This window comes from Caballeronia sp. NCF2, from assembly GCF_023631205.1.
Lineage (GTDB): Bacteria > Pseudomonadota > Gammaproteobacteria > Burkholderiales > Burkholderiaceae > Caballeronia > Caballeronia zhejiangensis.
The window spans coordinates 427321-442773 of record NZ_JALQDN010000001.1 but is presented as its reverse complement, the minus strand read 5'-3'; the positions used below and the strand labels follow the sequence as shown (position 1 = coordinate 442773).

Genomic DNA, 15453 nt, shown 5'->3' with positions numbered 1-15453 from the left:
TGCTTACTGCGCGTCCACGAAACGCCAGCCGATCGATTCGCCGCCACGCAGCGGCACGACGGTCGAATCGCCGGCGGTGAATTCGGCGGGCAACGTCCACGAACCGCGCTCGATCGTCACCGATTCCTTGCTGCGCGGCAGACCGTAGAAGTCCGCGCCGTGGAAGCTCGCGAAGCCTTCGAGCTTGTCGAGCGCGCCGGCTTTGTCGAAGGTTTCCGCATAGAGTTCGAGCGCGTGCAGCGCCGTGTAGCAACCCGCGCAACCGCACGCGTGCTCCTTCAAGCCCTTCGGATGCGGCGCGCTGTCCGTGCCGAGGAAAAAGCGCGGATTGCCCGACGTCGCCGCTTCGACGAGCGCCACGCGATGCGTCTCGCGCTTCAGCACCGGCAGGCAGTAGTAATGCGGACGCATGCCGCCGACCAGCATGATGTTGCGGTTGTACAGCAGGTGATGCGCGGTGATCGTCGCGCCGATCTCGCCGTCCGCGTCGCGCACGTAATCGGCGGCGTCCTTCGTCGTGATGTGCTCGAACACGACTTTCAGCGCGGGAAAATCGCGGCGCAGCGGCGTCATCACGCGGTCGATGAACACTTTCTCGCGATCGAACACGTCGATGTCGCTATCGGTCACTTCGCCGTGAGTCAGCAAGGGCATGCCGACTTCCTGCATCGCTTCGAGCGTTTTCGCACATTTGCCGAGCAGATCCGTCACGCCTGCGTCGGAATTGGTCGTCGCGCCCGCCGGATACAGCTTCACGCCATGCACGAAGCCGCTTTCCTTCGCGCGGCGGATTTCGTCGGGCGGCGTGTTGTCGGTGAGATAGAGCGTCATCAACGGCTCGAAGCGCGCGCCCTTCGGAAGCGCCGCCAGAATGCGCTCGCGATAGGCCGCGGCCATTTCCGTCGTCGTCACGGGCGGCTTCAGATTCGGCATGATGATTGCGCGGCCGAACTGGCGCGCCGTGTGCGGCAGGACGGCCGCGAGCGTCGCGCCGTCGCGCACGTGCAGATGCCAGTCGTCGGGACGCGCGATCGTGAGCGAATTGGGCGAGGATGAAGTAGCGGACATGGCGAGATGACGGGGAACGTTGGAATGGCGCAAGTCCACGCAAGGACCGGAAAAAATCGCCGTGGAATTTCCACAACGCGCGCATCGACGAGCGTTTGCGCGTTTTTTTCGATTCGGTCTCGGTGATATGCTTGTCGGACGTATTGTAACAACAGGCCAAAAGCCGACCGCCTCAGCATCATGTGCCAACTTCTCGGAATGAACTGCGCCGAACCGACCGACGTGACGTTCTCGTTCACCGGTTTCGCGGCGCGCGGCGGCGTCACCGATCATCATGCCGACGGCTGGGGCATCGCGTTTTTCGAGGACAAGGCGTGCCGGCTTTTCATCGATCATCAGTCGTCCGCCAGTTCGCCGCTCGCGGACATGGTGAAGCGCTATCCGATCAAGTCGAAGAACACGATCGCGCATATCCGCAAGGCGACGCAGGGGCATATCCTGCTCGAGAACTGCCATCCGTTCATGCGCGAACTGTGGGGCCGGCACTGGATCTTCGCGCACAACGGCGACCTCAAAGGCCACGCACCCGAACTCACCGGCGTATATCAGCCGGTCGGCACGACGGACAGCGAGCTTGCCTTCTGCGCGCTCCTGCAAGGCTTGCGGCGCGCGTTTCCGTGCTCGCAGCCGCCGCTCGACGAACTGTTCGACGCGCTCGCCGAACTCACCCGCGACATCACGCAATACGGCGTCTTCAACTTTCTGATGTCGAACGGGCAGGCGCTCTTCTCGCACTGCTCGACGCATTTGTACTACCTGGTGCGTAGCTGGCCGTTCTCGACCGCGCATCTGATCGATGCCGACATGTCGATCGATTTCGCCAAGTACACGACGCCGGAAGACCGCGTCGCCGTGATCGCGACGTCGCCGCTCACCGACAACGAAATCTGGACGCGCTTCGCCCCCGGCGATCTCGCGATGTTCCAGTGCGGCGATCTCGCCCGCGCGACGAATATTCCGGTGCCGGAGGAAGTGGCGAGGAAAGCGGCCGAGCCGCTCGCGAAGGCGTGCATCGGATCCGCGCTGAAGATCGACGAGATACGGACGACAGCGGCGATGGAATCGGAACTCGGGATCGAATAAAAAACGGCGCTTCTTTTCGGAAGCGCCGTTTTGCTTTGCCGAGCCGAGACTCAGTGCAGGATCTTCGCGAGGAAATCCTTCGCACGATCCGACTTCGGATTCGCGAAGAACGCTTCCTTCTGGTCGTCCTCGACGATGAGCCCGCGATCCATGAAGATCACGCGATTCGCCACCTTCTTCGCAAAGCCCATTTCGTGCGTCACGCACATCATGGTCATGCCTTCCTGCGCGAGTTCGACCATCACGTCGAGCACTTCGTTGATCATCTCCGGATCGAGCGCGGACGTCGGCTCGTCGAAGAGCATCGCGATCGGGTCCATCGACAGCGCGCGCGCAATCGCCACGCGCTGCTGCTGACCGCCGGACAACTGGCCCGGAAACTTGTCCGCATGCGCGCGCAGGCCGACGCGATCCAGCAGCTTCATGCCCTTCTGCGTGGCTTCGTCGCTCGAACGGCCGAGCACCTTGATCTGCGCGAGCGTCAGGTTCTGCGTGATCGTCAGATGCGGAAACAGCTCGAAGTGCTGGAACACCATGCCGACCTTCGAACGCAGCTTCGACAGATTCGTCTTCTTGTCCGTCAGCGACTGGCCGTTGATCGTGATTTCGCCCTTCTGGAACGGCTCCAGGCCGTTCACGGTCTTGATGAGCGTCGACTTGCCCGAACCCGACGGGCCGCACACCACGACGACCTCGCCCTTCTTCACTTCGGTCGTGCAGTCGGTGAGCACCTGGAACTGCCCGTACCACTTGGAAACATTCTTGATAGAGATCATCTTGCGACCTTTTTCTGAAGACTTTTGACGAGCGCCGACGCCACCACGCAAATCACGAAATAGCACGCGCCCGCGAACAGAACCATTTCGACGGACGTGCCGTCTCGATCCCCGATGTTCGTCGCCGTGCGGAAGAAGTCCGCGAGACTGATGACGTAGACGAGCGACGTATCCTGAAACAGGACGATCGCCTGCGTGAGCAAGAGCGGCACCATCGCGCGGAAGGCCTGCGGCAGCACGACGAGCTTCATCGCCTGGCCGTAGGTCATGCCGAGCGCGAACGCCGCGTTCACCTGACCGCGCGGCACCGCTTGAATGCCGGCGCGGATGATTTCCGAATAGTACGCGGCTTCGAAGAGCGAGAACGCGACCATCGCCGAGGCAAGACGGATGTCGATGTCGGCCGACAGTCCGAGCACGTTTTGCAACAGCTGCGGCACGATCAGGAAGAACCACAGCAGCACCATCACGAGCGGAATCGAGCGGAACAGCGTCACGTACGCGCTCGCGAACCATTGCAGCGGCTTCACGCCCGAAAGGCGGAACAGCGCGAGAATCGTGCCCCAGATGATGCCGACCACGATGGCGAGCACGGTGATCTGCAGCGTGATCTTCGCGCCCGTCATCAGCGTGGGCCACGACGCGAGCACACCGCTCCAGTTGAACTGATGCATTTATTTGCCTCCGATGTAGCCAGGCAACCGCGTCTTCGCCTCGACCCAGCGCATCAGTTGCATCACGACGAGGTTGATGAGCATGTAGGCGATCGTCACCGCGATGAACGATTCATACGTCTGCGCCGTGTAATCGACGAGCTGGCGCGCCTGAGCGGACAGATCCAGCAGACCGATGGTCGACGCGACCGCCGAGTTCTTGAACACGTTGAGGAACTCGGACGTGAGCGGCGGCACGATGATGCGGTACGCGACCGGCATCAGCACGTAGCGATACGTCTGCCATTGCGTGAAGCCCATCGCGAGACCCGCGTTGCGCTGTCCGCGCGGCAGCGCGTTGATGCCCGAGCGCACCTGCTCGCACACGCGTGCGCCAGTGAAAAGCCCGAGACAGATGATCGACGACGAAAAGAACTGCGCGGTGGGCGGCAGTTGCTTGAACCAGTTGCCGATGGAAGGCGGCAGCAATTCCGGTATCACGAGATACCAGACGAAGAACTGCACGATCAGCGGAATGTTGCGGAAGATCGCGACGTAGACGGTGCCGATGCCCGCCAGCGTGCGATTCGGGACCGTGCGCAAGATGCCGAACAACGAGCCGACCACGAGCGCGATCACCCAGGCCGCGAGCGACACGGTGATCGTCACCCAGAAGCCGGAAATCAGCCAGCCGAGATAGGTGGTGGGCTCGCCGGTCGAAACCGGACTCAGCAGGATGCCCCAGTTCCAGTGATAAGACATGGACTCACTCCAAAAAGAAACGGAAGAAGCAAGCTCCTTCCGTTTCGTCTGTTCGATTACCGAACCGGTTAGTCGATTGCCTTGTCATTCGGGCTCTTGTAGAGAGCCTTCATGTCTTCACTTTCGGGGAAGTTGAGGTTGAGACCCTTCGGCGGAATCGGGCTTTCGAACCACTTCTTGTAGATCTTGTCCGCTTCGCCCGAGGTTTCGACCTTGGCGATCGCGTCGTCGACGACCTTCTTGAACTCCGGATCGTTCTTGCGGATCATGCAGCCGTACGCTTCATGCGATTGCGGCGCACCGACGATCACGAAATCGTTCGGGTTGTTCGACTTCGCGCGCTCGCCCGCGAGCAGCGCATCGTCCATCATGAACGCGACGGCGCGGCCGGTCGACAGCGTCAGGAACGACTCGCCGTGATCCTTCGCGCTGATGATGTTCATGCCCATGTTCTTGTCCTGATTCATCTTGCGAAGCAGGCGCTCGGACGTGGTGCCGGCGGTCGTCACGACGGTCTTGCCCTTCAGGTCGGCCCAGTCCTTCACGCCCGAATCCTTCTTGGTCATGAGGCGCGTGCCGATCACGAAGATCGTGTTCGAGAAGGAAACTTGCTGCTGACGCTCGGCGTTGTTCGTCGTCGAGCCGCACTCGATATCGACGGTACCGTTCTGCACGAGCGGAATGCGGTTCTGCGAAGTGATCGGCGTGAGCTTCACCTTCAGGTCGGACATGCCGAGCTTCTGCTTGACCGCGTCCACGACCTTCAGCGCGAACTCATGCGAGTAGCCGACGACTTGCTGCTTGTCGTCATAGTAGGAAAACGGAATGGACGATTCGCGATGCCCCAGCGAGATCACGCCCGTGTCCTTGATTTTCTTCAGCGTGCCGGCGTCTTGAGCGTATGCGCCGGTGGCGAGAAACCCGAGCGCGGCGACGAGCAGCGCAGCCTTTTTAACCTTCATGTGTTCGATCTCCTGTGGCGAAAAACCGGGGCAAGTTTAGCAGGGTAATTATTCTGAAAGAATGATTGTTAACCCACGACCGTCTTATTTCTGAGACGCTGTCGCCGTAAGGGTGCAACCCGGTGCGACCGCGCATATTACTGGCGTTTTTGTGACCATGCTTGACCGAATGCAGCGAGTCGGCCGACTTGTCGCTTTCATGCAAATGCGGGCGGCATTCCGAATGAAATGCCGCCCGCAATCAATTAAAGGGCACGACCGCCTGACACCGAATCAGGGATACAGCCCGCGCATCTCGCGCGCCTGCAGAATGCGCGTACACGCGACGATGAACGCCGCCGTGCGCACCGATACCTTGTGCTCGCTCGCGACCTGCCACACGCCCGCGAACGCTTCGCGCATCACGCGCTCGAGACGCTGATTGATCTCGTCCTCGGTCCAGAAGAAGCTCGAGAAGTCCTGCACCCATTCGAAGTACGACACGGTCACGCCGCCCGCATTCGCGATCACGTCCGGGATCACGAGGATACCCTTGTCGTTGAGGATGTCGTCGGCCGCGGTCGTGGTCGGGCCGTTCGCGCCTTCGACGACGATCTTCGTGCGGATCTTCGACGCGTTCTTCTCGGTGATCTGGTTTTCCAGCGCGGCCGGAATGAGGATGTCGCTTTCGATCATCCAGAATTCTTCCGCCTGTACCGGATCCGCGCCCGCGAAGCCGCCCACGCCGCCGTTCTTCGCGACGTGATCGAGCAGCGCGACGGTATCGATGCCCTTCGAGTTATGAATCGTTCCCGTGTGATCCTGCACGGCGATGACCTTCGCGCCCGCTTCCTGGAACAGCTTGGCCGCGATGCCGCCGACGTTGCCGAAGCCCTGCACCGCGATGCGCGCGCCTTCGATCTCCATGCCGATGCGCCGCGCCGCTTCCGTGCCGACGACGAACACGCCGCGCCCCGTCGCTTCCTTGCGGCCGAGCGAGCCGCCGAGCGAAATCGGCTTGCCGGTCACGACGCCGGTTGCCGTCTGGCCCTGGTTCATGGAGTAGGTGTCCATCATCCACGCCATGATCTGCTCGTTCGTGTTCACGTCCGGCGCGGGAATGTCCGTGTTCGGCCCGATGATGATGCCGATCTCGCTCGTATAGCGACGCGTCACGCGTTCCAGTTCGCCACGCGACAGCGTGCGCGGATCGACACGAATGCCGCCCTTCGCGCCGCCGTACGGCACGTTTACCGCCGCGTTCTTCACCGACATCCACGCGGACAGCGCCATCACTTCGGAGAGCGTCACGTCCTGGTGGTAACGCACGCCACCCTTGCCGGGACCGCGCGACGTGTTGTGCTGCACGCGATAACCCTCGAAATGCGCGACGGTGCCGTTATCCAGCTCGATCGGGCAATCGACGACGAGAATGCGCTTCGGGCGCTTGAGGGTTTCGAGCCAGCGGGAGAGAGAACCGAGATACGGGGCAACGCGATCGACCTGTTGCAGATAGTTTCCCCAGGGACCGAGATCATCGGCATGGAGATACGACGGGATAGCGTGTTTTGCGTCCGGCGCTTGCACAGGTTGCTTCGAGGCAGACATTGATGCTCCAGCGGTGAAGGAATTCGCTCATTGTCGAAAAACGTCGTTTCCAAATCCAATGCCGTTTCCTTATCCCGTCATGCAAAACTTGCATAACGTCGCCGAGCCTTATGCCGCGGGCTTCTCCGGCTGCGCCTTCAGCAATTCCTCACCGACCGCGTCCCATAGCGCGCGCATCAATGCCTGTCGCGGCTCTTCGCCCTGCGCTGCGAGCTTGTCGCGATAAAGGCGGATTTCCATCGTCAGCGTGAACTGGCCGGCGGGCGTGCCGCGCGTGCCGCGATCGAGGCGCACGAGCCGCCCTTCTTCCACTGCATCCTCGACAGCGCTGTGCGGCAGGAACGCGACGCCATGACCGGCGAGCGCCATCGCTTTCAGACCTTCGGCCATGTCGGTTTCATAGACCTTGTCGAGATAGAGGCGCGTCGGCGCGGTCGCGATGATGACTTCCGTCATGCGCCCGAGATACGCATTAGGCGTGTACGACAGATACGGCACCGGCGATTCGGCCGTCGCGGGCAGCGTGAAGCGCGCGCGTCCGCCTTTGGTCACGGCGGAAAACGGGCTGATCGGTTCGGCGCCGAGCGTGAGCATGTCGTAGCGCGCGGGATCGAGCGCAACCGGATGACTCGGATGGTGATAGCCCATCACGAGATCGACACCGCCTTCGACGAGCGACAGCACCGCATCGTGCACATTGAGCGCGCGCAGCCGCGTGCGGATGCGTCCGAGCCGCGCCTCGATGTGTTCGAGCCAGCGCGGAAAATACGTGAGCGAAAGCGTGTGCGGCACGGCGAATTCGATGGTCGCCGACGGCACGCCGCCTTGTCCGCGCAATAGCGTGCGCGCTTCGTGGAACTGCGAGAGCATCGCGAGCGCCTGCTCGTAGAACACGTTGCCGGCTTGCGTGAGGCGCGTCGGATACACCGACCGGTCGATGAGTTCCGTGCCGAGCCACGCTTCGAGCGCCTGAATGCGTCGCGAGAACGCGGGCTGCGTGATGTGCCGAAGCTCGGCGGATCGACTGAAGCTGCGCGTCTCCGCGAGCGACACGAAGTCTTCCAGCCATTTCAGTTCCATGCGTTTCTCGGGCGCGCGCGGCGCTTCCTTGGCAAAGAACGCATTCTAGCCGGCGCATGAGCCGTGCGAAGGCGCGGCGCACCATTCGCATGCGGTCACGCACGGACGCGGTGCTGTCGGTTTGCGGGACGCGGAACCTCACGCGTGCTCTGATCCCTCGCCGACCCTTGCGCTACCCGGCGCATCGGTAAATATGCATTCCATTGGCATGATGCTTGCAATTTTCGGGGCCGTCGCGTGCTCATTCGGCAGCACGCGCATATACGGAACCCGCAATGTCCAATCTGATCGCATCGCTCAAGAGCGGCAACTGGCGCTCGCTCCTCGCCTGCTTCCTCTACTTCGATACGGGCTTTACCGTCTGGGTACTGTTTGGGCCGCTCGCGCCGTTCATCGGACGCGACGTGACGATGTCCGCCGCGCAGCAAGGCTTTCTCGTCGCGGTGCCGGTGCTGGCCGCCGCCATTCTGCGCGTGACGCTCGGCAACCTCTATCAATCGACCGATGGACGGCGCGTCGCGCTGATGGGCGTCCTGCTCTCGTCGATTCCGTCGATCGTGCTGCCGCTCATGCCCGGCGTGCCGTCGTATGCGGTGTTGCTTGTGCTCGGCGTGTTCCTCGGCATGGGCGGCGCGAGCTTCGCCGTCGCGTTGCCGATGGCTGGCAGCAACTATCCGCCGAAGGTGCAGGGCCTCGTGCTCGGACTCGCCGCGGCAGGCAACATCGGCGCGGTGCTCGACGGCTTCCTGTTCCCGCATCTCGCCGATGCCTTCGGCTGGCAGATGTCGACCGCCGCCGCGCTGCCGCTGCTCGCGATTACGGGCGTCGCGCTCTTCGCATGGGCGTCCGATGCCGGCGTGAAAACCGGCAGCACGATGCGCGCGCTGTCGAGCTTCGCGGTGACGCTCGTGAGCCTGATCGTGCTGGTGCTCGCGGTCAACGCGGGCGTGTTCGGCGGCGGCAAGGCGGGCGTGCTGCTCTTGCCGGTGATCGGCGCGCTCATTGCGATCGCGGTGCTGCCGCGGCATTATCGGTCGGTGCTCGGCGAGCGCGATACGTGGGTCATCATGCTCATTTACAGCATCACGTTCGGCGGTTTCGTCGGCATGTCGTCGTATGTGACGCTGCTGCTTACCTCGCTTTATCAGATGCCGAAGCTCGAAGCCGGCCTCTTCATGTCGCTGCTCGCGTTTCTCGGCGCGATCGTGCGTCCGTTCGGCGGTTATGTCGCCGATCGCGTGACCGGCGTGCGTGCGCTGCTCGTGCTGCTCGCGGCCATCGCCATCGGCGACTTCGCGTTCGCGATCTGGATGCCGCCGGTCGCGGGCGGTCTCGCGATTCTCATCTGCCTGTATATCGCGTTCGGCCTGGGCAACGGCTCGACGTTCCAGCTCGTCCCGCATCGCTGGAAGGGCAAGACGGGATTGCTGTCGGGAATCGTCGGCGCAGCGGGCGGTATCGGCGGGTTCTATCTGCCGGTCATCATGGGCATCGCGAAGGAAAGCACGGGCAGCTATCAAATGGGCTTCGCCACGTTCGGCGTGCTCGCAACGTGCGCGTTCGGCGCGCTCTTCGCGCTGCGCGGTCAGTGGCTGCGCTGGTCGTCGACGGCTTCGCAATCGCACGATGGCGTCGCCATCGGCGGCGCGCACGCGATGGAGTGAGGACAGCGCGTCATTCGCCCAGTGTCGCCAGCGCCGCCTCTCCTTCGCCGGAGCTGGCGGCGCGCTGTTGCTGAAGCGCCCACATCTGCGCGAACAGCCCGCCCGCACGCAGCAACTCCGCATGCGTGCCACGCTCGACGATGCGCCCGTGATCCATCACGATGATCTGCTGCGCATGCACGACCGTCGATAGCCGATGCGCGATGATGAGTGTCGTCCGCTCGCGCGCGATCGAGTCGAGTTCGTGCTGAATCGCGCGCTCGGACTTCGAATCGAGCGCGGACGTGGCTTCGTCGAAGATCAAAATCGGCGGATTCTTGAGCAGCGTGCGCGCGATCGCGACGCGCTGCTTCTCGCCACCCGACAGCTTTAATCCACGCTCGCCGACGGCCGTGTCATAGCCCGCCGGCAACGCCTCGATGAAATCGTGGATATGCGCCGCGCGCGCCGCCGCGATCACTTCGTCGCGGCTCGCCGAAGGACGCCCGTACGCGATGTTGTAATAGATCGAATCGTTGAAGAGCACGGTGTCCTGCGGCACGATGCCGATCGCCGCGCGCAACGAATCCTGTGTGACGTCGCGAATGTCCTGCCCGTCGATGCGAATGCTGCCGCCCTGCGCGCGATCGAGATCGTAGAAGCGAAAGAGCAGCCGGCCGAGCGTCGATTTGCCCGAGCCGCTGTGTCCGACGACCGCCGTCGTCGTGCCCGCGGGAATCGTGAAATCGACGCCATGCAGGATCGGCCGCGCCTTCTCATACGCGAAGCTCACGTTCTCGAAGCGCACTTCGCCGCCGCGCACGGCAAGCGCGGGCGCGTTCGGCGCATCGGGCACTTCGCGGCCCGCGCCGAGCAGCGTGAACATGCGATCCATGTCGGTCAGCGCCTGCTTCAGTTCGCGATACACGACGCCGAGAAAATTCAGCGGAATGTACAACTGCAACATGAAGGTGTTGATGAGCACGAGATCGCCGAGCGTCAGACGCCCCGCCATCACGCCCTGCGTCGCGCGCCAGAGGATGAAAACAAGCCCCACGCCGATGATCGTCTGCTGCCCGAAGTTGAGCATCGACAGCGAGCGCTGCGACTTGATCGCGGCCGCGCGATAGCGCTGAAGATTTTCATCGTAACGGCGCGTTTCCCACTCTTCGTTGCCGAAGTATTTCACGGTCTCGTAGTTGAGCAGCGAATCGATCGCGCGCGAATTCGCTTTCGAATCGAGATCGTTCATCGTGCGGCGAAAGTGCGTGCGCCACTCCGTCACCTTCACCGTGAACACGATATACGTGACGAGCGCGATGAACGTGACGATCGCGTAATACGCCTCGTACTTCGTCACGAAGAACGCGAGCACGAGCCCGACCTCGACGAGCGTCGGCAGAATGCTGTAGAGCGAATACGAAACGAGCTGCTGGATGCCGCGCGTGCCGCGTTCGATATCGCGCGACATGCCGCCCGTCTGTCGCTCCAGATGAAAGCGCAGCGACAGCGAATGCAGATGCCGGAACACTTGCAGCGCGAGTTGCCGCACGGCGCTTTCCGTGACCTTGGCGAAGAGCAGTTCGCGCAACTCGGTGAAGAGCGACGTAGAAAGCCGCGCGGCCGCATACGCGACGACGAGCAGCCCGATTCCGCCGATCAGCACGATGCCCGGCGAATCGTTCGCGCGTCCGAGCGCGGTGAGATGCTGCACGGAAGCGAGGCCGTCGACGATGCGCTTCATCACGATCGGCACGCCGAGGTTCGCGACCTTCGCGCCGATGAGGCACGTCAGCGCGAACGCGACGCGCCATTTGTACGTCGTGAGATAAGGCAGCAGCGAGCGGATCGTCTGCCAGTCGTTGCGCGGGCCTTGCTGCGCGGGCCCGGGCTCTGCGTTCGGGAAGCGGCGCATGAGTTCGTATCGTTCGAGCGCGTCGCGCGAATGGAGTCGGGCGCGGCGTGGGGAAGGTTTTTATCGTCGAAACGGGCGCAACTTCGTCTGGATGCTTTCCCGTACAATTTGCTGCAAGCCCCTGGCGCGACGTCGCGCGCAATCGGGCTCATTCATAAATAGGCATTGTCGCAGAAGGTTCAAGAGGCCGCTCACGCGCGCCAGCCTTCGCGCCGCCTTGCAAACCGGAACGCCTCCCATGACCGACCATCCCAATCTTCCTGAGAAACACGTCGCGCTGCGCGTCGTGCCGCAGCCCGCCGACGCCAATGTCCACGGCGACGTGTTCGGCGGATGGATCATGGCGCAGGTCGATATCGCCGGCTCCATTCCGGCGAGCCGCCGCGCGAACGGCCGCGTCGCGACCGTCGCCGTGAATTCGTTCCTGTTCAAGCACCCGGTTTTCGTCGGCGATCTGCTGAGCTTTTACGCCGACATCGTCAAGACGGGCAACACGTCCATCACGGTGTCGGTCGAAGTCTGGGCGCAGCGCATGAGCCTCGCCGAAGAAGTCGTCAAGGTGACGGAAGCGACGCTCACCTACGTCGCGACTGACCGCGATCGCCGCCCGCGCGTGCTGCCGTCGCTGGACTGATAAAAATCGATTAGTGGGGCAGCACGCCCTGCTGCAAAAGGCCCGGAATCGCCTCGTGCGGCATCGGGCGCGAGAAAAGGTAGCCCTGCATTTCGTCGCAATCGCGCTCGCGCAGGAAATCGTGCTGCGCGTGCGTTTCGACGCCCTCCGCGATCACCTGCATCTCGAGCGAATGCGCGAGCGCGATGATCGCCGACGTGATGGTTTCATCGTCGCCCGACGAGCCGATATCCGCGACGAACGAGCGATCGATCTTCAGCCGATGCACCGGAAAGCGCTTGAGATACGACAGGCTCGAATAGCCGGTGCCGAAGTCGTCGATTGCAATACCGATGCCGAGCGCCGATAGCTCCGAGAGCATCGTGATCGCTTCCTCGGCGTTGCGCATGATCGCGCTTTCGGTGAGTTCGAGTTCGAGATAGCGCGGCGCAAGGCCCGTCTCTTCGAGCACCGAAGTCACGAGCCGGGCGATGTCACGCTGCTGGAAATGCCGCGCCGACAAGTTCACCGACACGCGCGCCGGCGGCAGCCCCGCATCCTGCCACGCCTTGTTCTGCCGGCACGCTTCGCGCAGCACCCATTCGGAAAGCGGTCCGATCAGCCCGCTCTCCTCCGCCACCGGAATGAACGACGCCGGCGACACGAGCCCTTGCTCGGGGTCGTGCCAGCGCACGAGCGCTTCGATGCCGACGATCTGACGCGTCGACATGTCGACCTGCGGCTGATAGTGCAGCAGGAATTCGCCGTCGCGCAGCGCGCGCCGCAAGCGCCGTTCGAGATTCATGCGCGCGCCGACGCTCGCGTTCATCTCCGGCTGATAAAACTGATAGTTGTTGCGGCCCATGTCCTTCGCGCGATACATCGCGAGGTCGGCCTTCTTCATCACGGTTTCGGCGTCGTCGCCGTCTTGCGGATAAAGACTCGCGCCCATGCTGCAGCCGACATACAGCTCGGTGTCGTCGATCCACACCGGTTCGGAGATCGCCGCGCGCGTGCGCTCCATCCACACGATGAGACCGGCTTCGTCGGTGATGTCCGGCAGCACGACGACGAACTCGTCGCCGCCGTGACGCGCGACCGTATCGCTCGTACGCGCCGAGCGCGCGAGCCGCTCCGCGATCACCGCAAGCAGACGGTCGCCGACGCTGTGGCCGAGACTGTCGTTGACGTTCTTGAAGCCGTCGAGATCCATGAACACGACTGCGATCTTCGCATCGCGCCGCCGCGCCGTTTCTATCGCGTGCTGCAGGCGATCTTTCAGCAGATTGCGATTCGGCAGGCGCGTGAGCGTGTCGTAATTCGCCTGATATTCGAGCTCTTCCTGATAGCGCATCAGATCGGTCACGTCGTTGATGATGCCGATGTGATGCGTGGTCATGCCCTGCGCGTTCGGCACCGGCGCGACGAAGAGCTGGTTCCAGAAGAGCGCGCCGTCCTTGCGATAGTTGCGCACGACGACGCTCGCTTCCATGTTCGCATCGAGGGCGCGGCGGATCGACGTGAGCCCTTCCTGATCTCCGTCCGGGCCGTGCAGGAAGCGGCAATCCTGGCCGATGACCTCGCTCGGGTCATAACCCGTGATGCGCTTGAACGCCGGATTCGCATACTCGATCACGTTCGCGCCATCGACGACGCCGGTGATCAGAATCGCGTTCACGCTCGCGTCCAGCGCGCGGCTTTGCAGACGCAGCGCGAGTTCGGCGCGCTTGTGATCGGTGACGTCGTGATACGAACCGAGCACGCCGATGGTCTGCCCTTCGCCGTCGAGCAACGGCAGCTTGCTCGAAACGACGGTGCGCAACTGGTCGCCCATCACGATGTCGCGCTCGTGATGCATCTTCGGCACGGTCGTGACGATGACCTCTTCGTCGTCCGCGCGCACCAGATCCGCGAGCGCGCTCCACGGCAAGTCGAAATCCGTCTTGCCGATGACCTGCTCGTTGTACGCGAGACCCGCGTCGCGCGCGAACGCATTGTTGCAGCCGAGATAGCGCAGTTCGCGGTCCTTCCAGAACACGCGCTGCGGAATGTTGTCGATGACCGCTTCGAGCATCTCGTTCGAGCGGCGCGCTTCGGCTTCCGCGTTGATGCGGTCGGTCACGTCGTTCGCCAGCATGAAGATGCCCGGCCGGCTCGAGTAGATGAGCGAGTGATGCGACACGTCCGCGCCCACGATCGATCCGTCCTTGCAGCGATAGCGCCAGACGCCCGCCGAACCTCGTCCCGACTGAGCGCGCTCGCCCCGCTCGCCGCCTTCGCCGCCGCTGCGCGCAAGACGCGCGGCGAAGCTGTCGAAGTCGTCCGCATGATGCAGATCGCGCAGCGTCATGTTCATGAACTCCGGCTCGTTGAAGCCGAAGTGTTCGATCGCGGCCTGATTCACGGCAACGAAGCGCATCGTCTCGCTATCGACGATCCACATCGGCACCGGATGCGCCTCGAACATGCCGCGAAAGCGCTCGTTGCTGCGCTGTCGCGCGCGCGCCGCGCCGAGCTTCTCGCGCGATTGCCGCTCGCGGCTCGCGAAGAGCCAGATCAGCACGGCGCTGCCCGCGAGCATCGTGAAGACGAGCAGCAGCATGGCGCCGCTCGACGCCCGCGCGGACTGATCGAGCGCGCCGATCGTCGCGTTGTCGATGCGCGAGCGCACCGCCGCGAGCTCGTCGTCGACGCCTTGCTGATCCTCGCCGAGCGTAACGAACGCCGCATCGGCCCATGCGCGGGACGCGTCGGGGCTCGCGTTCTTCGCGCGCTCGAAGGCGACGTCGGCGTCGTGCCGCATGACGGCGGCGCGGGCGGCGAGCGCATCGAATGCGCCCATCATGCCGGGCTCCATTTCGAACTGCGCGCGCAGGCCGCTTTCGAGCGCGTCGAGATGCGCCACGCGTTCCTGATGGCCCGCTGCGGTTTCCGCGATGCCGGTGGCTTCGAAGCGGCTCAGTTGCGTCAGCGATTCGCCGAGCGTGCTGCGATAGTTCGCGAGGTCGCGCAGCAGGCTCATCGAGCGCAAGGTGCGCGCGTCGCTTTCACGCAGACCGCCGATCCGCTCGCAGGCGACGAACGCGTTGGCGCCGAGCGCGGCCAGCACGACGGCAATGTTGACGAGCAAACCTCTGGAGAGGAATCGAGTCATGAAGAGCGGGCTAATCCCTTTGATGCGCGCACATCGAACGCAATGCGCGGCGTGGCGAACGGCTCCACGCCCGATTAATGGATAACGTCCATTAACGGCGCCTCTCGCCCGACATTTAGGGCTCACCCGCAAATAATCTGATTAAAGCGGTTGCTTA

The 15453-nt window shown here is 63.2% G+C and carries 12 protein-coding genes; 3 read left to right on the top strand and 9 right to left on the bottom strand.

Translation table 11 applies throughout. The features are described 5' to 3' along the window. Positions 1–3: 3 nt before the first annotated feature. On the bottom strand, positions 4–1068 hold the full coding sequence (gene pyrC, locus NCS02_RS02125) for a dihydroorotase (protein WP_175979792.1): 1065 nt from the start codon (positions 1066–1068) through the stop codon (positions 4–6). Positions 1069–1248: 180 nt separating this feature from the next. Between pyrC and NCS02_RS02120 the strand changes: the two genes are divergently transcribed. Beyond that, positions 1249–2151 (top strand): class II glutamine amidotransferase, encoded by a 903-nt coding sequence (locus tag NCS02_RS02120; protein WP_075583487.1) that lies wholly within the window; start codon positions 1249–1251, stop codon positions 2149–2151. A 50-nt stretch (positions 2152–2201) separates the two neighbouring features. On the opposite strand, the gene NCS02_RS02115 is transcribed toward NCS02_RS02120, so the two are convergent. The 6 genes from NCS02_RS02115 to NCS02_RS02090 form a co-directional block, all read right to left on the bottom strand. Next, positions 2202–2927, bottom strand: a complete 726-nt coding sequence (locus tag NCS02_RS02115; protein WP_033536539.1) for an amino acid ABC transporter ATP-binding protein — start codon at positions 2925–2927, stop codon at positions 2202–2204. Next, positions 2924–3601 (bottom strand): glutamate/aspartate ABC transporter permease GltK, encoded by a 678-nt coding sequence (gene gltK / locus NCS02_RS02110; RefSeq protein WP_008351586.1) that lies wholly within the window; start codon positions 3599–3601, stop codon positions 2924–2926. Before gltK ends, NCS02_RS02115 begins: the two co-directional genes overlap by 4 nt. After that, the gene (locus tag NCS02_RS02105) at positions 3602–4342 is read right to left on the bottom strand and encodes an amino acid ABC transporter permease (RefSeq protein WP_008351587.1); all 741 of its coding nucleotides are present in this window, start codon (positions 4340–4342) and stop codon (positions 3602–3604) included. It lies immediately after the preceding gene. A 68-nt stretch (positions 4343–4410) separates the two neighbouring features. Beyond that, positions 4411–5304, bottom strand: a complete 894-nt coding sequence (locus tag NCS02_RS02100; RefSeq protein ID WP_008351588.1) for a glutamate/aspartate ABC transporter substrate-binding protein — start codon at positions 5302–5304, stop codon at positions 4411–4413. A gap of 273 nt (positions 5305–5577) precedes the next feature. Beyond that, positions 5578–6891 (bottom strand): Glu/Leu/Phe/Val family dehydrogenase, encoded by a 1314-nt coding sequence (locus NCS02_RS02095; RefSeq protein WP_008351589.1) that lies wholly within the window; start codon positions 6889–6891, stop codon positions 5578–5580. Positions 6892–6999: 108 nt separating this feature from the next. Further along, entirely contained in the window at positions 7000–7971 is a 972-nt protein-coding gene (locus tag NCS02_RS02090) for a LysR substrate-binding domain-containing protein (RefSeq protein ID WP_008351590.1), read from the bottom strand. Positions 7972–8246: 275 nt separating this feature from the next. On the opposite strand from NCS02_RS02090, the gene NCS02_RS02085 reads away from it, so the two are divergent. Continuing rightward, positions 8247–9635 (top strand): MFS transporter, encoded by a 1389-nt coding sequence (locus NCS02_RS02085; RefSeq protein WP_008351591.1) that lies wholly within the window; start codon positions 8247–8249, stop codon positions 9633–9635. Between the two features lie 10 nt (positions 9636–9645). On the opposite strand, the gene NCS02_RS02080 is transcribed toward NCS02_RS02085, so the two are convergent. Beyond that, positions 9646–11529, bottom strand: a complete 1884-nt coding sequence (locus NCS02_RS02080; protein WP_008351592.1) for an ABCB family ABC transporter ATP-binding protein/permease — start codon at positions 11527–11529, stop codon at positions 9646–9648. A gap of 238 nt (positions 11530–11767) precedes the next feature. On the opposite strand from NCS02_RS02080, the gene NCS02_RS02075 reads away from it, so the two are divergent. Beyond that, positions 11768–12163 carry an acyl-CoA thioesterase gene (locus NCS02_RS02075; RefSeq protein WP_008351593.1) on the top strand — a complete coding sequence of 132 codons (396 nt, stop codon included), beginning with the start codon at positions 11768–11770 and terminating at the stop codon, positions 12161–12163. 10 nt (positions 12164–12173) lie between these two features. Here NCS02_RS02075 and NCS02_RS02070 read toward each other — a convergent pair whose 3' ends face one another. Then, on the bottom strand, positions 12174–15296 hold the full coding sequence (locus tag NCS02_RS02070) for a sensor domain-containing protein (protein ID WP_175979790.1): 3123 nt from the start codon (positions 15294–15296) through the stop codon (positions 12174–12176). Between the last annotated feature and the right edge of the window lie 157 nt (positions 15297–15453).